The sequence below is a fragment of the Bacteroides sp. 214 genome, from assembly GCF_010501015.1.
Classification (GTDB): Bacteria; Bacteroidota; Bacteroidia; order Bacteroidales; family Bacteroidaceae; genus Bacteroides.
Genome location: NZ_QVML01000010.1, coordinates 1 through 22,228, shown reverse-complemented (window position 1 = coordinate 22,228; position 22,228 = coordinate 1). Strand labels below are relative to the sequence as shown.

The 22,228-nt window shown below is 43.5% G+C and carries 9 protein-coding genes; 7 read left to right on the top strand and 2 right to left on the bottom strand.

Annotated features, from left to right (window positions below):
- Nucleotides 1–6: 6 nt before the first annotated feature.
- Nucleotides 7–4,290, bottom strand: a complete 4,284-nt coding sequence (locus D0T50_RS08720) for a hybrid sensor histidine kinase/response regulator transcription factor (RefSeq protein ID WP_163223139.1) — start codon at nt 4,288–4,290, stop codon at nt 7–9.
- Nucleotides 4,291–5,085: 795 nt separating this feature from the next.
- On the opposite strand from D0T50_RS08720, the gene D0T50_RS08715 reads away from it, so the two are divergent.
- The 7 genes from D0T50_RS08715 to D0T50_RS08685 are packed head-to-tail and all read left to right on the top strand — an operon-like array spanning nt 5,086 to nt 19,148.
- Nucleotides 5,086–8,328, top strand: a complete 3,243-nt coding sequence (locus D0T50_RS08715; RefSeq protein WP_370520898.1) for a SusC/RagA family TonB-linked outer membrane protein — start codon at nt 5,086–5,088, stop codon at nt 8,326–8,328.
- 18 nt (nt 8,329–8,346) lie between these two features.
- Nucleotides 8,347–10,443, top strand: a complete 2,097-nt coding sequence (locus D0T50_RS08710) for a RagB/SusD family nutrient uptake outer membrane protein (protein ID WP_203558217.1) — start codon at nt 8,347–8,349, stop codon at nt 10,441–10,443.
- A gap of 13 nt (nt 10,444–10,456) precedes the next feature.
- Nucleotides 10,457–12,775 carry a hypothetical protein gene (locus D0T50_RS13985; RefSeq protein WP_203558216.1) on the top strand — a complete coding sequence of 773 codons (2,319 nt, stop codon included), beginning with the start codon at nt 10,457–10,459 and terminating at the stop codon, nt 12,773–12,775.
- 28 nt (nt 12,776–12,803) lie between these two features.
- Nucleotides 12,804–14,930, top strand: coding sequence for a hypothetical protein (locus D0T50_RS08700; protein WP_163223174.1), 2,127 nt, complete (start codon nt 12,804–12,806; stop codon nt 14,928–14,930).
- A 19-nt stretch (nt 14,931–14,949) separates the two neighbouring features.
- A complete protein-coding gene (locus tag D0T50_RS08695) occupies nt 14,950–16,104 on the top strand; it encodes a glycoside hydrolase family 88 protein (RefSeq protein WP_163223138.1) in 1,155 nt (384 codons plus the stop codon).
- Nucleotides 16,105–16,129: 25 nt separating this feature from the next.
- Complete coding sequence (locus D0T50_RS08690) at nt 16,130–17,812, top strand: glycoside hydrolase family 28 protein (RefSeq protein ID WP_163223137.1); 1,683 nt, start codon at nt 16,130–16,132, stop codon at nt 17,810–17,812.
- Nucleotides 17,813–17,843: 31 nt separating this feature from the next.
- Complete coding sequence (locus D0T50_RS08685; RefSeq protein ID WP_163223136.1) at nt 17,844–19,148, top strand: glycoside hydrolase family 105 protein; 1,305 nt, start codon at nt 17,844–17,846, stop codon at nt 19,146–19,148.
- 99 nt (nt 19,149–19,247) lie between these two features.
- Here D0T50_RS08685 and xyl3A read toward each other — a convergent pair whose 3' ends face one another.
- Entirely contained in the window at nt 19,248–21,842 is a 2,595-nt protein-coding gene (gene xyl3A / locus D0T50_RS08680) for a xylan 1,4-beta-xylosidase (protein ID WP_163223135.1), read from the bottom strand.
- Nucleotides 21,843–22,228 lie beyond the last annotated feature (386 nt).

The window sequence follows — 22,228 nt, the reverse complement described above, 5'->3', positions numbered from 1 at the left end:
GAGGGGCTATTGCCCTTCCCCGTTTCTGAATATGGTTGGCTTCGAACCGAATTGTTCTTTGAAGCACTTGCTAAAGTATGCGGGGTCGTTGAACCCTACTTTGTAAGCTATCTCCGAAATAGTCAGGTCGGTAGTGCGTAACATGTCGGCAGCTTTCTTCAGGCGGATAATGCGCATATACTCATTGGGCGAGTAGTTGGTAATTCCTTTTATCTTCTTATAGAAGATGGTTCTTCCCATGTTTACGGCATGCGCAAAGTCGTCGATAGAGAACTCGGCATTGTCGATGTGCTGCTCTATCACTTCGTTGATTTGCGCGATAAATTCACTGTCTTTATCGGTTGTACAGATGGTGGTTTGTATGATGCCCGGTTCGTGTGCAAATTTATATTGCAGTTTCTCGCGCTGCTCAATAAGCTTGATGATGCGCGATATTAAATATTCCGTACTGAAAGGTTTAATGATATACGCATCGGCCCCTGCATTGATGCCCTCTACCTGATGCTCGATAGAAGAGTGTGCAGTAAGCAGAATAATAGGAATATGACTGGTCTGGAAGTCGGCCTTTAGCTTGCGTGTCGCTTCAAAGCCATCCATTTCGGGCATCATCACGTCGCACACTATAAGGCTGGGTTGCTCTTCAATGGCGGTTTCCCATCCCTTCAAGCCATTTACAGCAGTAACAATGGTGAAGAAATCCTTCAGGTGATCTTCGAGGAAGATACGTATCTCTTCATCGTCTTCAATCAAAAGAATCTTATATTTCTTGGTCGATGGCTCTTTCTTTTCCTCGTTTACCTCTTCTACCGTGTCGTGCTCGTCGAGGTTGATAACTATTTTCCGCTCTTCGGCTACTTTTACGTTTGTCACGATATCGGCAGCGTCGTACTCTTCGCCGGTTGCGGGTAGTGATACGATGAAGCATGCTCCACCCCATTCCGAATCGCTATATGTGATGTCTCCTTTATGGATGTGTGTGAGCTCGGCAGCCAAGTGTAAGCCAATACCCATACCTGCGGTAGAGTAATTTATTTGCTTGAATCGCACGAATAACAGCTCTCGCTTTTCGGGTGGAATACCAATACCTGAGTCGGACACGGTGAGGGTAAAGTAAGGGTTCGTCTCTTCGAAAGCCATGTTCAGTGCTATCTTCCCTTCCTCCGGGGTGTATTTGAAGGCGTTGGAGAGTAGGTTGAATACTACTTTCTCTATCTTTCCTTTATCCAATAGTACCACTCTGGATTCCTCGTTGCTGGCGAAGGTAAACTCTATCCGGTTCCTTTCGGCGGTTTCGGTAAACATTTCATAGATGCCTTTGACGAAACCAACTACCTCCGTCTGTTCTACCCGCAAATCCATCTGGTCGTTCTGCATCTTGCGGAACTCGAGCAACTGGTCTATCAGGCGCATCAGTTTAGAAGAACTTTTCTCCAGCGTAAGGATATGTTTTTTTAGTGGAGCAGGCAGAGGTTTGTAGTTGCTCATGCTCTCAATGCTTCCGCGGATAATGGTCAGCGGTGTTCTGAACTCATGCGATATGTTGGTAAAGAAGCGTAGCCTGAACTCTGTGAACTGCTTTTCTACAGCTACGTCGTTGTGTAGCTTGTTCATTTTCAGCAGTAGGCGACCAATAAAGAATGCAGCTACAAGGAACACGACTATGTAGAGCAATAGAGCCTGCCACGATTTCCAGAAAGGAGGTACCACGATGATTTCCAGCAGCGTTTCCATATTGTCCCACGCATGTACGTTGTTTACGTTCTTTACTTTGAAAAGATACTTCCCCGCCGGAATGTTCTTGTAGGTAGCAATGTTGTATTGCGTAGCAGGGTTCCAGCTCTTGTCGTAATTCTCCAGGATATACGTATAGCGGTTAGAGTGTGAACTTTGGTAGTTCAACGAAGAAAACTCCAGACTAAACGAGTTTTGTCCATGTCTCAGTCGGATGCTTTGTGTCTTCGTAATGCTTTCGTTTAATGGCGAGTCGGGAGTGTTGGGCGATACGGGCGCTCCGTTGATGCTTAGCTCGGTAATAGTCACCGGCAGTACCAGCGTCTTGGTGTCAAAGGAAGCGGGGTCTAATATATACATCCCGTTAAAACTGCCGAAAAGTAGCTCTCCGTTTTTTCGTTTGTAAGCAGCCGATTCGCAAAACAAATCGCTTTCCCAGCTATCGAGGAAATTGTAGTTCTCGAATAGTACGTCGGCAGGGTTGAACTTGGAAATTCCATTTTCGGTGCTTAACCAAATGTTCTCGTTTTGATCTTCGAGAATGGCTTGTATCATATTGCTCATCAAACCTTCCTCGGAGGTGTAATGGATGAACGAGAACTCTCCTGTCGAGGCCTCTTTGGTGACAAGGTTAAGTCCGCCACCCGATGTGCCTACCCAAATATTACGTCGTGCGTCTTCATGAATGGCTTTTACAATGTTGTTGCTGAGCGAATGTGGGTTGTCACGGTCGAAGTGATAATGCTTAAATTCCCGGTCGTTTGCAAGCAACTTCTCGGGTTCGAAAGTGATGATGCCATTCTCTCCACCTACCCAGATGAGTCCGGAGCTATCTTGAATGATACATCTGATTTGTCTTTGTTTTTCGGTTACGGTAGCGAACGATGTCGTGTTGAACACACCGTTTCGCAGCTCGCACAGAAACAGCCCACCTCCAAAGGTTCCTATCCACATGCGCCCTTTAGTATCTCGCAAAATGGTGTAAATGTTATTAGTGCCGATTTTGTTGTCGTCGGCAAAATGGTAATTATAGCTCTCCTGAGGCGTTTTTTTACCTTTGGGAACAACAAGTAATCCATCTCCTTTGGTGCCTATCCATGTGTTGCCTTCGCCATCTGTAGTCATGCAATAAGCCACGCCTTGCTTGAGCGAGATATTGAACTTTCGCTTCAGATCTTTGTCGAACACGTATATATCGCCACTTTTGGTTCCAATCCATAGGCACTCGCTCTCAGGATTCTCAAAGATGCTGCGAATAATTTTATCCGAATAACCGTTTTTTTGCGTGTTAGGTAAAAATACTTTGTTGTTGTATTGGGCAAACGAAATCTTGGAAATACCCGTGTTCTCGGTGCCAATCCAAATCTCTCCGGCGCGGTCTTCCTGCACAGAGAGGAGGTAGTTGGTGCGTAATCCGCTGTTGCCGGTGGTAAAGTGGCTTACCTCTCCGTTGTTCTCGATGGTGAATAGCCCGTTGCCAAAGGTGGTAATCCACGCGATGCCTCTCGAATCGCAAAGAATGTCATATCGCTCCATGTCGATAAGCGAAAGAATAGATTGGGGTATCAGACGATATTTCTCAAAACTCTCAAGCTCTTTCCTAAAACGCCAGATGTTGCCCGATCGGTTATACACCCACGCATTGCCGGTGTTGTCGGTATTGATGTTGCTGTTTTCAATCTCTTCGCCACCAAACAGATTTTTGGCGCTACTCACCCTGTTTGCTGCAACATCCAGCAGTAGCGTGCCTTGCTTGCCGGCAATCAGTATTCGCTCATTATCCAGCTTGAAGGTGTGGTTTATGTTGAACGTTTTTCTTTCGCTCAGACGAATGGTAGCTGTAAATACTTTGCGTTTTTTGTCGAAGGCAAGCACAATGTTGTCGTTGGTGAAGAAGTAGAGCTGGTTCTCCACTTCAATTGCGCTATGGTAGTTGTAGAGCTGGTTCCCGATGTTGCTTTGCTTAGGAATGCCATTGGCTATTTGCAGCAATCCTTTGTCGGTGCCAATCCAGGTTTCGCCGGTGGTGTCTTCAATGACAAACGAAACGGTGTTTGTGCCGATGGTGTTTGCGTCGTACAGGGTGGGGATGCCTTTTTCCTCCTCGTAGCGGATGTGGCAGGCGCCATGTTCTGTCCCCCAAAGCCATGTGTCGCCATTGGCTGCTATGTGTATCTTGCGATAATTGCGTGCTTCGTTCCTGCCGGTGTAGTCCACAAAAGACTCTGTTTTTGTGTCGTAGCAGTTGAAGTACCGGGAGGTAGTTTGCACCCATATCAGCCCGTTGTAGCCTTCTATGGTTTGGCGTATATTGTTCTCGGCAAGTGAGGCAACCCCAAATTCGGGATGCATGGAGATGAATTTGTGTCCATCGTAGCGATTTAGCCCGTTGACAGTGCTGAACCACATAAAGCCACGACTGTCTTGCATAATACTCCTGACGGTATTATGTGATAAACCCTCTTTGTTGGTGATGCTCTCAAACCTCAAACCATCTATGGCGAAAAGCGGCAGTGCGGTCCAACAAATTAGCAGTAGAATTAGTCGTATTTTTTTCATAATTGCTAAAGTGCAAAGTTACAAAAAATCCCCGACAAACAGACTGTTGATTAAGATTATTAGCAACGCTTCACATTTGCTTATGGCTCTTGCCTTGTTTGCTATAAGCATTTGCCTCGTATGCCATAAGCATTCACCCCGCGAGCCATAAGTATTCACCCCGCAGTCCATAAGCATTTGAGCAGAGAGCCATAAGCATGTTCGTCGACGACTGCTGCGACTTTCTTTTCTACTACGTTAGTAGTATTTTCTTTTCTTATCTAATCTTATCTTATGCTGGTGAAACGCTGGTGTTTTGTTTGCTCTTCATGGTTGTTTTGTTGTTGTGTAATATTTGTGTTTGTTTTGAGGGAGTTTACTTGATTAATATCGATGAAATGGACTGTTTTGAGTTATATGTTTTACTATTGTGTATCTAAAAATCGCATAAAAACCTCTTTTTCTTCCTCTAGCGTTCAGTTACCGTTCAGTCACCGTTCAGTCATCGTTCAGTTACCTTTCAGTTATCTTTCAGTCAGTTTTGATTAAAAACATTCGTGTATTCTTTTTTTTGTTTCGAGGTGGTGTTACATAGCCATTGGTATAGCGTGTGGATATATACAATATTCGGGTGTTCTGACAATTTTTCGGGTTTGCTAATTGCTTTTTCGGTTGTAGCGGTACAGGTTTTGGGTAAAAAGGAAAAAACGTCGGGGAGCGTTGGTTTGGAACTCTCTATTTTTGTTGCGATAACGAGATAGAGGTTGATGTTTAAATCCATTGACCTAGAAACTAATATTAAAAACATAAAAAAGTATGAAAAGAGAGAGAAATCCTTTTGTTCTTAGGTTATTTCTGCTTTGTGCTGCTGCGTTTATGTGGACTGCTACGTTCGCGCAAAGCACTATTACTGTATCCGGAACGGTGCAAGATGATTTTGAAACACTGCCGGGTGTAAGTATTTCTGTGAAAGGAACAACAACCGGTGTTATAACCGACCTTGACGGTAAGTTTACGGTAAATGTTCCAAGTGACAAAAGTGTACTGGTGTTTTCTTATGTGGGCTATGTAACCCAAGAAATTACCGTAGGTGCAAGACGCACTATCAACGTAACAATGGCTGCCGACGACAAAATGCTCGACGAAGTGGTGGTTATCGGTTACGGTACGGTAAAGAAAAAAGACCTTACAGGAGCTGTTTCGTCGGTGTCGGCTAGTAGCTTGGCTGCTGTGCCTGCTATGACTGCTGCTCAAGCACTTCAAGGCAAAGCTGCCGGTGTAAACATTGTTACAGCCAGTGGTGCACCCGGTGCAGGTGCTCAAATCACCGTTCGTGGTGGTACATCTATCACGCAAGGAACCGCACCTCTTTATATAGTAGATGGCTTTGAAATGAGCGACGCTCTTTCTAATATCAATGCCAACGACATTGAGAGTATCGACATCTTGAAAGATGCTTCGTCTACTGCTATTTATGGTGCGCGCGGATCGAATGGTATCGTGTTGATTACTACTAAATCGGGTAAGAAAGGTAAAACATCGGTAACGTATAATGCTTTCTTCTCGTTTGACCAAATATCTAAGAAATTGGATATGATGGACAACGCACTTGATTACACAAAATATCAATACGAGATGGCTGTGCTTCAAGGTAAGCCTTCGCAATATAGTGCTATCTTTGATGACAACACAGCTACCGATGGTGCCGATTTTTATTCGGGAGCTTATGGCCGTATGAATAGCCGCTATGCTACTGCCGATGTGGTAGATTGGCAGGACAAAGTGTTTGGCGGAACAGCCTTGACACAAAACCACAATGTTAACATTACAGGTGGTAGTGAAACGTTGAAGTTCCTAGTGAGCTACAACCACAACGGACAAGATGGTTTATTAGCTAACCACAACCAAGCTAAGAACACAGTTCGTGCTAAGCTTAACGCGGAACTATTTAAAGGTGTTCGTTTTGACTTCAATACCATGTTCTCTAATACTGATAGAGACGGTGGTGGTGCTTACTCGGGCATGAAGAACGTGCTTCTTCAACCTATCCATGGTGGAACACGTTTTACCCGCGATGAGTTGCTTTACACACAAACTTACCCCGAATTATCGGGTTTGGACTCTAGTTATGATACTGCCAATCCTATTGTGCAAAATAATGCATCGACTTCCAATAAGCGCTCTCGCCTCTTTACAGTAAACGCAGGAATAGAATTTGACTTCTTGAAACATTTTACATGGCGCACTGCAGGCCAGTACACCTGGTCTAATGGTAAAGACACTGGTTTTACAGATGAAAATTCAACTTCTTACCTGATGGACCCCGAAAATACAGGTATGACCGGTTATATCAATAATTCAGAGTCATATAAATATCAGGTTTCAAATACCTTGAACTATGCACAAACCTTTGCCAGTGTGCACAGAGTAAACGTATTGTTGGGTCATGAAGTTTCTTATTCAGAATCAACAGGAAACAAGTTGAGTCTTAAAAAATTCCAATATCCTAATAAGGGACTTGATGATATCAGCCTTGCCGAAGTTAACGAAAAATCCACATCGCACTCGCGCGGTGGTATGGTTTCGCTTTTTGCACGTGCCAACTATTCATACAACGACCGCTATTTGCTTACTGCTACCATTCGTACCGACGGTTCTTCTAAATTTGCAAAAGGTAACAAGTGGGGTACCTTCCCATCAGCTTCGGTAGCATGGCGCATCTCTGAAGAATCTTTCTGGAAAGAAAACAGCATTGACGACGTAGTAAATAACCTGAAACTGCGTGTAGGTTATGGTGTAACAGGTAACAATGATATTGAGGGTAACAGATATACTACCTCGTTGAAACAAACGAGTTACCCAATGAACAATAATACAGGTAATCCGGCTTTTATAGTTGACACTACACTGGGAAATGCCAACTTACAATGGGAATCATTAAAAGCTACCAATATCGGTTTGGATATCTCTTTGTTCAATAGTCGTGTGAATCTAACAGCCGAGTGGTATAATAATGAAATAGCCGACTTGTTAATGAAATGCGTTCTTCCTGCTTCTACCGGTTATGCCAATCAGTTCCAAAACATTGGTAAAATGCGTAACCGTGGTTGGGAATTCACATTGAATACAACGAATATACAGACTAGGAATTTCCGTTGGACTTCTGACTTTAATATCTCTTTCAATACCTCAAAAGTAGTTTCTTTAGAGAAAGATATTGAGAACAAAACATTCTCGGTAGGTAGCAACCGTGCTGGTACATTGACCTATTATGCTGTTGTAGGCGAAGCGTTGGGAGATATGTATGGTTATAAATATGATGGACTCTATACAACAGACGATTTTGAAGACAATGGCAATGGTTCATTTACACTAAAAGAAGGTGTGGTAAAACCTGCTAACGGAACACCACAACCTGGTGATATGAAATTTGCTGCCGACAATGAAGAAGGTGACCAGTTTACACGTCAGATGGTGAAAATAGGTAACGGTGCTGCCGATTTTATTGGTGGTTTCAACAATAGCTTTACTTACAAAGGCTTTGATTTTAGCTTCTTCATGAAGTTCAGTGTGGGTAACGACATCTACAATGCTACAAAACATAGCATGAGCCCTTATGCTGTTTACCAAAACACACAGTCGGAGTTTGGCGACAACTATTACCGTCTGATAGATCCTAACACCGGTCAAAAAGCTACTACATTGGCTCGTATCAAAGAATTGAACCCTAATGAAGCATCACGCACATGGAGCTTAGGTTTGACTAACTCAAGTTACATCACTTATCCTTCTTCTTATTATGTGGAAGATGGCTCATACCTGCGTCTGGCACAAGTTACCATTGGTTATACTTTCCCGAAAAACTGGTTGAAGAAAGCTATGATCTCTAACGCGCGTATCTATTTTACAGGAAACAACCTGTTGACAATAACCGGTTACGATGGTTACGACCCCGAAGTAACTTCAGGTAATGACAACGTGGTATGTACTCCGGGATACGACAGTTCAACTTATCCTCGTTCAAGAAGTTATGTTGTAGGTTTAAACTTAACATTCTAAAAATAATAAATTCCAATTATGAAAAGAATATCAAATATACTATCCAACGTGAAGAAGGCATTGATTATGTCTTCTGTAGTGGCAGTTTCTTTGGGAGTGACATCGTGTGAGGATTGGCTGGATATGCCTTCTTACACCTCATTCGACGCAGAGTCTGTCTTTGCCGATGATGCTACTGCCGATATGTTTGTGCAAGGTTGCTATCGTGGCATTATCCACTCTGAAATGTTTTATCAACTGGGTATGGGCGAAACCGTTATGCACTCCAGCGAAGACGGTACAACCAATAACTCCAAGTACAATGTTTGTAACTATTTCTACGATACCACTTCTCCTTACACAGTAACTACTATCTATAAGGAGCAATATCGTATTATTGAAAGTGCAAACATCGCAATTTATCAGCTAGGAAATGCAGCTTCCAGCGCTAAGCGTAACGCATTGTTGGGCGAGGCTTTAGCCATACGTGCATTTTGCTACTACAACCTGATTCGTATTTACGGTGACGTTCCTGCAGTATTTAAACCGTTGGAAACAATGGATGCTAATGATGAAAACACATTCTATCCTAAGCGTTCGCCACGCGATGAGATATATGATCAGATTATTGGCGACTTGCAAAAGTCAGTACAATTCATTCCTTGGTTCTCGGAAAGTGGTTTCGGTACACACGAACGTATCTCTAAACAAGCGGCTTATGCGCTGTTGGCTCGTGTAGCACTGTATGCCGGTGGCTATTCATTACGTTGGGACTTGGAAACACTCGATCCAAGCACGATGAAAATGTCTCGTCGTAGCGACGATGCACGCGTTCGCGAACTTTATCAGATAGCCGATGCGGCTTGTGCTGCTGTGATTGCCCAAAATGAAAACAAATTGATTCAGAGTAAGAATGGCAAGAGCGGTTTTGAACACTTGTGGTATAATTTCTGCCAACGCAATTTCTCTGAAACAGACTCGGAAATGCTTTGGGGAATTGCCTCACTGGGTACAGTAACCAATTCGAACTTCGGTGTGTATGCACAACCGGGTAGTAGAGGTGGTACGTATGGTTCGCGTAAAGCTATGCAATTCCATTTGCCAACTTATTACTTGTCGTTCGACGCAAACGATACTCGTCGTGATGTAACCTGTACCTCTTATAGTATTTACTTCTTGGAAAAAGGAGCTGCTACCGATACTTGGGTAGATGTAGGTACAACTTACTCTTGTATTATGCACGGTAAGTTCCGTATTCCATGGTGTGTTGAGCCTGCTGCCGCTGCGCAACGTAACTTGAATATTCCTGTATTGCGCTATGCAGATGTATTGCTGACTTATGCCGAAACTCAAAACTACCTGAACAACGGTCCAACAACAGCAGGATCTGCTGCACTGAAACAAGTAAGAGATCGTGCAGGTATTGGTTCTATGGCAATACCTACTACACAACAAGCTTTTGAAGATGCTATTGTTCAAGAGCGTAAATGGGAATTTGCAGGTGAGTTTAACCTCCGCACAGACCTGATTCGTATGAATCGTTTGAAAACAGAGTTGGAAGCTACCAAACAAGATATGAAAGACCTATCTGACCGTAAGGGTAAATATGCCAATACACCTAACTACCGCTTGTACAAATATCAGGTAGATGGACAAGCGTATGGTGATAAATTCCTGGCTGTGGATTACATTGACTTGACCGACCCAGCAGAGATTGCATTGATTGCAGATGCTCCTACTGCATCCCAATCGAGCGACTATCCAGCTTTCCGCGAAACAGTAGCCAACATTGTACGGGCTCATGGCATAACTGTAGGTGATGGCGATAAGTGGTATCCTACCAGAATGTTTGAAGCTTACAACAGTACCTATAACGGAAACTGTCGTAGAACAGTAGGTTTTGCAGGTGGTGTTAATGCATTACAAATAGGTAATATTATCTATACTAAGCCAACCGGTTCTGCCGAAAATGGTGGTACATATCCTAACTGGATTCAAGCTGCCGATGGAAGCGACGGTCTGTACTACGGTTTCAAAGAAAACTGTGTGGAACTGTTGCCTTTTGCTGCTAAAGCTGCCGGTCATCCTATGATTGACAATCCGAACTTGACACAGCATCCTGGATATGCTAATTAATGCACATCATTAAATGAAAGTTTTTTTAGTTAGATTACTGTTAGTTCTCGGAATATCGGCTTGCGCTTGCAAGCCGGTCTCCGGGCAACAACTCGCTTTCCCAACAGCCGAAGGTTATGGTAAATATACCACAGGAGGTAGGGGAGGAAGAGTTATTACTGTAACAAACCTGAATGATTCGGGAGAGGGTAGCTTGCGTAATGCCATAGAGCAATCGGGCGCGCGTATAGTTGTTTTTGCGGTAGACGGTACAATTGAACTAAAATCCAAACTAATAATAACCAATGACAGTATTACTATTGCCGGGCAAAGTGCGCCCGGTGATGGTATCTGTTTGATGAATTTTCCTTTTTATATAAGAGCCAACAATGTAATCGTTAGGTACATCCGCGCACGTATGGGCGATAATTACGGAGCCGAAGATGATGCAATGGGAGCTATGCGAGTGAAAAATTTAATTATAGACCACTGTTCGGTATCTTGGTCGATAGACGAATGTCTTTCCGTGTATAACTCGGAAAACGTTACCGTGCAATGGTGTATGATTACGCACAGTCTTTCCAAATCGGCACATGCCAAAGGAGCGCATGGGTTTGGAGGAATATGGGGAGGCAGTGGCGCAACTTTTCATCATAACCTGATAGCACATCATAGCAGTAGGAATCCACGTTTCGCATCGGATGGATGCAGTCCGGTAGACTTCAGGAATAATGTGGTTTACAACTGGGGATATAAGTCGGCCTACGGTGGCGGACGCTACGGAAAAGTAAATTTTGTATCCAATTACTATAAACCCGGACCTGCAACCTCGGAAGAGAAGCGGGCTTGTTTTCTCGATCCTGCCGAAGATGGAACCGGTGCATATTACATGGATAATAACATAATGATAGGTAGCGAGATTGTTACCAAGGATAACTGGAAAGGGGTTAGTAATGATAACCGGGTAAAGGCAACAGAGCCTTTCCCGTTTATCCCCATTAAAGAAGATAGCCCCGAAATAGCTTACGAAAAAGTACTTCTTTACGCAGGGTGTAGCCGTAGTCGCGATGACTATGATACACGCGTGATAGAAGAAGTGCGTACAGGAACAGCCGTAGGCGGAGAAACGTACGGCGGTGGGAATAAAGGAATTATAGATTCGCAAACAGCTGTAGGCGGATGGCCGCAGCTACGACAAGGAGAATACCCGCAAGACAGTGATGGCGATGGTATGCCCGATGTCTGGGAACTGGAACACAAACTCAATCCACATAATGCAGCAGATGGAAATCTGTACAATATCATTGACAATTATACAAATGTAGAAGTATATCTAAATTATTTACTATCTTCGAAACGCTATCCTTTGGATAGAATTTCCGCGTTCAGCTCTAAGCTGCAACCCATGGGACGAATACTGGAAACTCCCGACTATTACGTGTGGTGCTGCGCGCCTATTTACGACGAAGAGGGCAAGGTTCATGTATTCTATTCTCGTTGGCTGGCGAAGTATGGCATGGGAGGTTGGATTAGTCAGTGCGAAATAGCACATGCCGTAGCCGAAACTCCCGAAGGACCCTATACGTTTGTCGGAACCGTACTGGCTCCGCGCGAAGGCTTTTTTGATGCGACAACTTGTCATAATCCGCATATACAAAAGGTGGGTGATACATACTACTTGTTCTATATGGGTAACAGTGACAAGTCTGTGCATAGCAAACGCATAGGATTGGCAAAGTCTGCCTCTCTCTATGGGCCATGGGAGCGAAGCGAGCAACCGGTGTTGGAAGTAGGCGAAACTGGTGCATGGGATGATTGCTGTACCACAAATCCGGCTTTTATTGCACACCCAAACGGACAAGCATGGCTCTATTATAAATCGTGGAATAGTGCCGAATATAAAAATCAATCGGGAGCTATACGTGCCAATCGTAAGTACGGATTGGCAATAGCAGACGAAATAAACGGTGTGTACAGTCGCTACGAGGGGAATCCTGTTGTTGATTTTTCTGTACATGGCGACAATAAACAGGTAGAAGACGCGTATGTATATATAGAAGATGGCAAATTTAAGATGCTGATGCGCGATATGGGATATTTTGATCATGAGGTGGGACTGATATTTGAATCGGAAGACGGACTGCATTGGTCGGATCCTAAAATAGCCTGGTTTGGAGCGGAAGCTTATCTGAAAGAGCCACCTGCGCCTAAGCACCTGAAGCGTTACGGACGTTTCGAGCGTCCGCAATTATTGATGAAAGAAGGGAAGCCTGCCTATCTGTTTAATGCCATGCAAGGCGGTGCGTATGGAACGGCTTCGGGATTTGTATTTAAGATAATATGTAATGAATAATATTTATTTGAAGAACTGTAATACCATGATTAAGAAACTAATTTTAGGGTTTGCTGTTGCGCTACTGGTCTCGTGTAGCGAAGGACAGCCTGAGAAAATTGATCGTCTGGCGTTGATGGAAAGAAACAATCCACATGTTTCTGAGTTTGAAGAACTAGCTTCTCTATCTGTAGGGAATGGAAATTTTGCTGTAACGGTAGATGCTACCGGACTGCAGACCTACCCCGAACTGTATAGTGCTGGTGTGCCACTGGGTACACAAACCCAATGGGGATGGCATAGCTACCCCAATACCGAAAAATATAATCACGACGAAACCCTGAAAAATTACAATTTCAGAGGATGGGAAGAACCTTACTCTGTTCAGTTCAATGAACCAGGCAGGGCAAATGGTGCAGCAAACTATTTCCGTGTAAATCCACATCGTTTGCACTTGGGCTATGTAGGTTTGGAGTTGACAAATGAAGCCGGAGAAAAAGTAAAAGCAACCGATATAAAGAATATAGACCAAGAGTTGGTACTGTGGAATGGTTTGGTGGATAGCCGCTTTACTGTTGGAACAGACACAGCTGTGGTGAAAACAGCAGCACATCCCGATAGAGATGTTTTGGCAGTAGCAGTTAGCTCGCCTATGCTTACTAAAGGAACAATGGCTGTAAACCTACGCTTCCCCTATCCGAGTGGTGGCCATGCCGATGATGCTACCAACTGGACATCTCCCGAAAAACATAAAAGTGAGATAGTAGAACAAAACGACAAAAAAATAGTTATCAAACGTACACTCGATGAAACAGTGTATTATGTAACATTGGCCTGCGAAGGAAAAGCTTCCATCAAAGAGAAAGAAGCACACTACTTTGTTCTTACCCCCGAAAGTAACGACTTTGCCTTTACCTGCGAATTTACAGCAGAGACTCCTACAGCAGCAATAGTTCCTAATAACGATGCTTTTGCTGCATCGGCTACTTATTGGCAGAATTTCTGGCAGAGAGGTGGAGCAGTAGACTTCTCTAAATGTACCGACGAGCGCGCGAGTGAATTGGAACGCAGAGTTGTACTTTCACAATACCTGATGGCAATTCAATCGGCAGGTATGTATCCTCCTCAAGAAACCGGTTTGACTTACAACAGTTGGTTTGGTAAATTCCACCTTGAGATGCATTGGTGGCATGCAGTACACTTTGCATTGTGGAATCGTGCCGACCTGTTGGAGAGAAGCATGGACTGGTATGCACAAGCGTATCCTATTGCAAAATCAATAGCCGAACGTCAAGGTTTTAAAGGAGCACGTTGGATGAAGATGACAGATCCATCGGCAATAGAAGCACCTTCTAAAGTAGGCTCATTCCTTATTTGGCAACAACCACACTTCATCTATATGGCGGAGCTGATTTACAGAAACAACCCTTCGCCCGAAGTGATTGAAAAGTATAAGTTCTTAGTGGCGGAAACTGCTGAGTTCATGATGTCGTTTGCTACATACGAAGAACTGGAAGGACGCTATGTGTTGAAAGGAATTATTCCTGCACAAGAAACACTTAGAGCTTCGGAAACAATCAACCCACCGTTTGAACTTTCGTACTGGCACTACGCTATGTCGGTAGCACAACTTTGGAGAGAACGTGCAGGCGAGAAACGTAAACCACAATGGGACGAATTGATCGATAAACTATCTCCATTAGCTTACTTGGATGGTTTGTACTTAGCTTCCGAAGATGCGGTAGATACATATAAAGATATTCGTTTTACTTCCGACCATCCTGCTGTATTGGGAGCGATGGGTATACTTCCTGCATGCAAATTGGTTCGTCCGGATTACATGAAGAATACGCTGAACTGGATTTGGGATAACTGGAACTGGGGTAAGACATGGGGATGGGATTATCCGATGACTGCCATGAGTGCTGCTCGTCTGGGCGAACCAGAAAAAGCAATTGGCGCATTGCTGATGGATAAGCGTACCAATACCTATTTGATTAACGGTCATAATTACCAGGATTCTCGTTTACGTGTCTATTTGCCGGGTAATGGAGGATTGCTTACTGCTGTAGCAATGATGTGTGCCGGTTGGGATGGCAATGAAATTAAGAATCCGGGATTCCCTAAAGATGGTAAATGGAACGTGGTATGGGAGGATTTACAACCTATGCCGTAAACCAGAAAAAGAAGCAACGATGAAAAAAATAACAGCAATACTTTTAGTGCTTTTCTGTATGCAAACCGCATACAGCCAGAAGACCGGCATCCTCTTTGCCGATTCGGAAATGAAGCGTTTTCCACAAGCATGGCAATTAGATCACGGTAAGCGTTTGTACTTTGGTTACTCACAAGGACTGGGATGCCAGGCGATGCTTGAGGTGTGGCGCAAAACCGAAGACCGTAAATATTTAGATTACGTTATAGAATGGGCGGATACTATTATTAATGATAGAGGTGAGATTCATCTCTATAAGGTAGAAACCTACAACATAGATTACATCAACCCCGGTAAAATACTGTTTGAGGTATATCGCCAAACGGGTAATGAGAAGTACAAACTGGCTATCGAAAGGCTTGTTGCCCAAATGAAGATGCATCCCCGTACATTGGAAGGAGCTTTCTGGCACAAGCTTATCTACCAGCATCAAATTTGGTTGGACGGATTGTATATGGGTTCTCCTTTCCTTGCCGAGTATGCCGTAACTTTCGATAAACCCGAATGGATTGATGACGTAATGAACCAATTCCTCACTTGTGCTAAACATACTTATGATGCCAAGACCGGACTGTACTACCACGCTTGGGACGAGAGCAAGAACCAACGTTGGGCAAATAAGGAAACAGGACAGTCGCCCAACTTCTGGGGACGTAGCATCGGCTGGTGGTTTATGGCACTGGTAGATGTGCTTGATTTTATTCCACAAGAACACCCACAGCGTCCGGAACTCCTGAAGATGATTCAAGGATTGGCAGACACACTGCCCAAATATCAGGATAAAACAGGGTTGTGGTATCAGGTGGTTGATCAGGGAAATCGCGAGGGTAACTACCTTGAAGCATCTGTTTCATCGCAATTTATGTATGCTTATGCCAAAGCTGTGAACAAAGGATATTTGGATAAGAAGTACAAAAAGATAGCTGAAAAGGCATACAATGGTTTGATGAAAACACTTATGGTGACCAACGAAGATGGTACACTGACTCTAACCAAATGTTGTGCGGTTGGTGGACTGGGTGGTAACCCGTATCGTGACGGAAGTTTTGAGTATTACGTTAACGAACGCATACGCGATAACGACACAAAAGCCACTGGCCCTTTCATTATGGGCTGTCTTGAATTAGGAAAATAAGGGGGAACGTTAATAACTAATGAACATGAATTTGAAATCGATTGTCGGGCTGGCGCTTCTATTTGCCGTTGGACTGACATCCTGCAAGCGTGACGAGCAAGCCTCGTATGCCTATCTTTATAAAGACCTGCCATTTGATATGCCAGTGCTTACACCGCCAGTCTTTCCTAACAACGAAGTGTCTATCAAGGATTTCGGTGGTATGGGAAATGGAATCAATCTCAATACGGATGCTTTTGCCAAGGCTATTGACCACCTGTCACAAAAGGGTGGAGGACGCTTGGTTGTGCCGTCGGGTGTGTGGTTTACCGGTCCCATTGTATTAAAAAGCAATATAAATCTACATTTGGAAGATAAAGCCATTATTCTTTTTTCGCCTGATAAAAGCTTGTACCCCATTGTTGAGACATCATTTGAAGGTTTGGATACAAAGAGATGCCAGTCGCCTATCTCAAGTAGGAATACAGAGAATGTTGCGATAACAGGTAGTGGAGCTATTGACGGAAACGGACACTATTGGCGTCCGCTGAAGAAGCAAAAGGTAAACGAAAGCATCTGGGCAGCAACGATTGCCCGCGGTGGCGCTTTCAAACGTAGTGATTATTGGATGCCTTCGGATGCGTATGTATATGGTGACGCTATTGCCGAGATGAATGTGCCCCGCACCTTGAAAACACAAGAAGAATGGGAAGCGTTACGCGATTTCCTTCGTCCGGTAATGGTGAGCTTTATCGAATGTAAGAATGTCTTTCTACAAGGAGTTATTTTTCAGAACTCACCCGCTTGGAATGTTCATCCGCTGATGTGCGAAAACTTTATTATGGATGGGGTACAAGTACGTAATCCGCAATATGCGCAGAATGGCGATGGATTAGACCTGGAATCTTGTAAGAATAGCATCATTGTAAACAGTACATTTGATGTGGGCGATGATGGAATTTGTGTTAAATCGGGCAAAAATGAGGATGGACGTAAACGTGCTCGTGCTTGCGAAAACCTGATTGTGAATAACTGTACGGTATTCAAAGGACATGGCGGATTTGTGGTAGGTAGCGAAATGTCGGGTGGCGTAAAGAATGTATCCGTAACCAACTGTCAGTTCCTTGGCACGGATGTGGGTTTGCGTTTTAAGAGTAGTCGCGGTCGCGGTGGTGTAGTCGAAAATATTCACATCTCGGATATTAGTATGTTTGATATTGCTACCGAACCTATTTTATTTAATCTCTACTATGGTGGTAAGTCGGCTGTGGAAACACTCGAAGATGGCGATGAAATAGAAAAATCGGAGGAACTACCGCTAGTAGACGAAACAACTCCTGCTTTCAAAGATATTTATATCAAGGATGTGGCTTGTAGTAACGCCCGTAGAGCACTTTATTTTTATGGATTGCCCGAGCAAAACATTGATAATATCAATGTGGAGAACATAACTGTTTATGCTAAGATAGGTGCGGAGATAATGGAATCTACCAATATCAAGCTAAAGAATATTCAAATTTACCCGGAGAAAGGCCCTGCCCTGTATATGGAGAATGTGAACAATGTAACGGTCGAAGGTTTTGAAACGAACTACAACCTGGAAACAATCTTTGAAGTAGCAGGAAAAAGAACAGCAAATGTGGATATTGTAACCTTGTGTGATAGTGAGAAACTAACACTGGCTAAGGAGGTAGCCCAAAACGCTGTATCTTTGCATAAGCCTAATTGAAAGAAAATAATGTATTAACCCTAATAAAAGTATGATTTATAGAATTTCAGTAACCCTAACATTATTGTTCGCATTTGTGTGCGGATTGTTTGCTCAAGCAACACTTAAACCTCAAGAACTGGCAACAACAATAGCCAATCGTATTATCTCGGAAACTCCATATACTTTTACCGATAAGGTAACCAAGGAGACTTTTACGTCGCTTAAAGGCGTGAAAATGAGTAGAGATATGAAAGTAAGCAACGAATATAATGAGTGGCACTATACCAACGGCGTGTTGCACATGGCGATGTTGGAGCTTGCCGACCGTACAGGCGATAAGAAGTATGAAGACTATGTATCAAAGAACATGGAGTTTGTATTCGATAAGGATAACTACGCTTACTTCGAGAAACAATATAACGAAGCTTTCAAGGAAGGTGGCTGGAAAGCTATCCGTAAATTGACATGGCACATGATTCACCGTAATAAGCGTTTGGATGATAACGGACCAATGGGTGCAGGTCTTATTGAGTTACAAATGAGAAGACCGAATAAAGCCTATTTGAATTACATCAATAGTACCGAGGAGCATTTGATGTTGGATGAACCTCGTCTCTATGATGGAACCATTGCCCGTATATGGCCACACGAAAATACGATTTGGGCTGACGACCTCTTTATGGCTATCTCCTTTCTTTGCCGTATGGGCAAAATGACGGGAGATGTGAAATACTTTGATGACGCTGCCAACCAAGTGCTGAACTATCATAAATATCTGTGGCATCCCGGTAAAGAAATATACTACCATTGTTACCATACGGACGTGAAAGAACATGGTGTTGCGCATTGGTCGCGTGCTAATGGTTGGATGATTATGGCGCAAGCAGATTTATTAACGATGCTTCCCGAAAATCACCCGAAGAAAGCAGCGCTTATTGAAAATTACAATCGTCAAATAAAGGGTATTCTGCATTATCAAGGGAAGAATGGTCTATGGCATCAAGTACTCGACAAACCCGACTCTTACGAAGAGATAACAGGAACAGCTATGTTTGTTTTTGGTATTGCTCGTGGTGTGCGCATGGGTTGGATCAATAAAGATTATATCTATGCAGCCGAACAAGGTCTGAAAGGTATGATGACTAAGATGACCGATGATGGAGACGTTACTGCTATTTGCGTAGGTACAGGTATTATGCCTTCACTGTCGTTCTATTACAATCGTCCGGTACAAAAAAATGCACCAATGGGCGAAGGCCCTGTGCTTAGAACATTGATAGAGATGTCGCTTGCTAATCGTTACTCGGAAATATCTGCCGATAGTCAATACGATAAAATAGGTCGTAAGAGGTAAAACGGAGTTATAAGATAAAAGAAGTGGGGTTCATTTATAAAAAAAGTGAACCCCACTTTGCTTTTAAATGGAGTTCACTTTTCTATCTAAACTATGGTTCTATTGAATAACCGCTGTACAGATTTGCAAGTCGGCAGCTTTGGAGCTTCCGCCTACCAGAACATCGTATGTTCCCGGTAATACTTGCATAGCGTTTGTAGCATCATCCCACCAAGCTAAATCTTTCCCGGTTAGCTCAAACTGTACAGACACTGTACTTCCTACCGGAATGAAGACACGTTTGAAAGCGCGTAATGTTTTAATAGGACCTTCTTTGTCGCCTTGTTTTCTTAGATATACCTGCACAACCTCTTCGCCATTGCGTTTCCCTGAGTTTGTAACCGGAACTGTTAGCTTAAGCGACTTACCTGCTGAAATCTTCTCTTTTTCGAGTACTATCTTTCCATATTCAAAAGTAGTATAGCTCAACCCGTGTCCGAAGTGGAATAGGGGAGTGTCCTTCATGTATCGATACGTTCTACCTGTCATGTTATAATCTTCAAAATCGGGAAGCTGGCTTAAATTAGCATAGAAGGTAACCGGCAGTTTACCGGCAGGGTTGTAGTCGCCAAACAATACTTCGGCAACAGCTGTTCCTCCTCGTTGACCAGGATACCATGCCTGCAGAATGGCTTCGCATTTTTTGGATTCGGGTACTAAAGCAACAGGCGATCCAGAACAGTTAACCAAAATAACTTTCTTGCCTGCTTTGTGCAATTCGGCAATAAGTTCGCGTTGTACTTCCGGTAACTCAATCTCAGTGCGGTCTCCACGTTTGAATCCAGGAAGATTAACACTCATCTCTTCTCCTTCTAAATGCGAAGATAAACCTCCGGCGAAGATAACAACATCTGCTTCGCGTACCTTTTCTACAGATTTCTTTATATTAATATCTTCTTTTATACCCAAATCGAAATCAAGTATCGCATCGCTTCTGAAGAATTCGAAATCCAACTCAATATCATACTTTTGTCCGGCTACTACATTCATACCGAAAGTGGTTTTTCTTCCACCGTGTTTGTTAGAGAATCCTTTAACTTCTTTGCCATCTACACGGATGCGTCCCATACCATAACTGTATAGTTCGAATACAACTTCGCCCGATTCTTGGGGAGTAAATACACTACTGTAGGTTGCCGAAAAGTCGGTTAAGTTTACACCTGCTGCAAAAACGGTAGCACCTGCCGTGCAAAGATGTAGTGGTGTTGTGATTTGCGTAGTTGTTACCGGGTCGCCTTCGCGGGTAAGGTTATTCCAGTAACGCGCTGTAAATCCAGCTCCTTCGGATGAGGCACATTGATTGAATACGCTCTTTAATAAAGTGCGCTCTACCAACGGACAACCTTGTTCATAGATAAGTTTATCATCCTTTCCCATTGCAGCACGAATACCTTCGAGTATAGTAACGGTGTGTGCAGGAGTGCCATTATAATTACCCCATTGCATAGTGGAGTCGTTGGCGTTGGGGCCCATAACAGCAATCGTTAAACCACCACGCTTGAGTGGTAATGCTTCATTCTTGTTTTGCAACAGCGTCATAGATTTACGTGCTATATCTAATGCCAAAGAATCGTGCTTAGCCGAAGCTACTACAGAGTAAGGGGTCTTTGTCCAGGATACTTTGCTTGGGTCGTCCATCTCGCCGAGTGCAAAACGCGCTTCAAGCAATCTCTTTACAGAAACATCAAGCTCTTTCTCGTCTATTAATCCTTTTTTTACACTCTCTACTAAGGCTTTGTAGCTTGATCCACAGTCCAAATCGGTGCCTTTTCGTACGGCATCGGCAGAGGCAGTAGCTGCATCAGGATGTGTCTTATGACCGCGGTCGTTGTAGAAATCGGCTATAGCACCGCAGTCGGCTACAACAATACCTTCAAAGTTCCATTCGTTACGCAGAATTTGCATCATCAGTTGGTTGCTACCACAACAAGGTTCGCCTTCGAAACGGTTGTAGGCACACATCACTTCTTTTACTTTAGCTTCCTTTACTAACGCTTCGAAAGGAGGAAGGTAGGTTTCCCATAAGTCGCGTGGAGAAATATCTTTAGCATCGAATTCATGTCTGTTCCATTCCGGACCAGAGTGTACGGCAAAGTGTTTGGCGCAAGCATGTAGTTTGTCATATTTGGCATCACCCTTATCTTGCAATCCTTTTACTACCATAACACCCATGCGACTGGTTAGGTACGGGTCTTCCCCGTAAGTTTCGATACCTCTTCCCCAGCGTGGGTCGCGGAAGATGTTTACGGTTGGTGTCCACATGGTTAATCCTTGATAACGTTCGTAGCTACCTTGTGCTGCGTAGTATGCATTCTTCGCACGTCCTTCATCAGAAACAGCGGTGAAAACATTGTAAACAGCATCGGTGTCGAAAGAGGCAGCCATACCGATGGGTTGTGGAAAAACGGTAGCAAGTCCGGCACGTGCTACACCGTGCAATGCTTCGTTCCACCAGTTATAAGGCTTAATACCCAATCGTTCTATTCCTTTGGAAGCATCCATCATTAACTGTGCTTTTTCTTCTACTGTAAGTAGAGGCAACAAGTCGTCAGCGCGTTCGGAGGGAGATAAAGAACTGTTCTTGTAAGCTGGCTGCTGTGTACAACCAACCAGTAGCGGAAGAAGGAAAAGTAGGGAATAAAAAACTTTTTTCATTGATTTTCTGTGTTTTTGCCTGTATTTGGCGGTTATTTTAATCGATTACTTCTTAATGATGGTACAAATGTGCAAAAGCTTATTAACTCCTTCGGGTAAATACTGATATTTAAGGTGTAATCTTTACTGCTCGGGGTAAAAATTGAGCCGCACTTCGTCTTTTCTGGTCGAATTATTGTCGAATGCTTATTTTACATACGCTTCAAGATACTTTCTTGTTGTGCTTTTTGCACTGCAAAGCTAAGTCATTTGCAGTGCAAAGCTATCCTTTTTATTATGCGTTATTCATCTCTTCTGTCTTATACGGGATTTGGTTGTCACCTTTTTGCTGCATAATATTTTCTTATTTATGCATAAAACCGTACAACATCGCTACAGTGAAACTT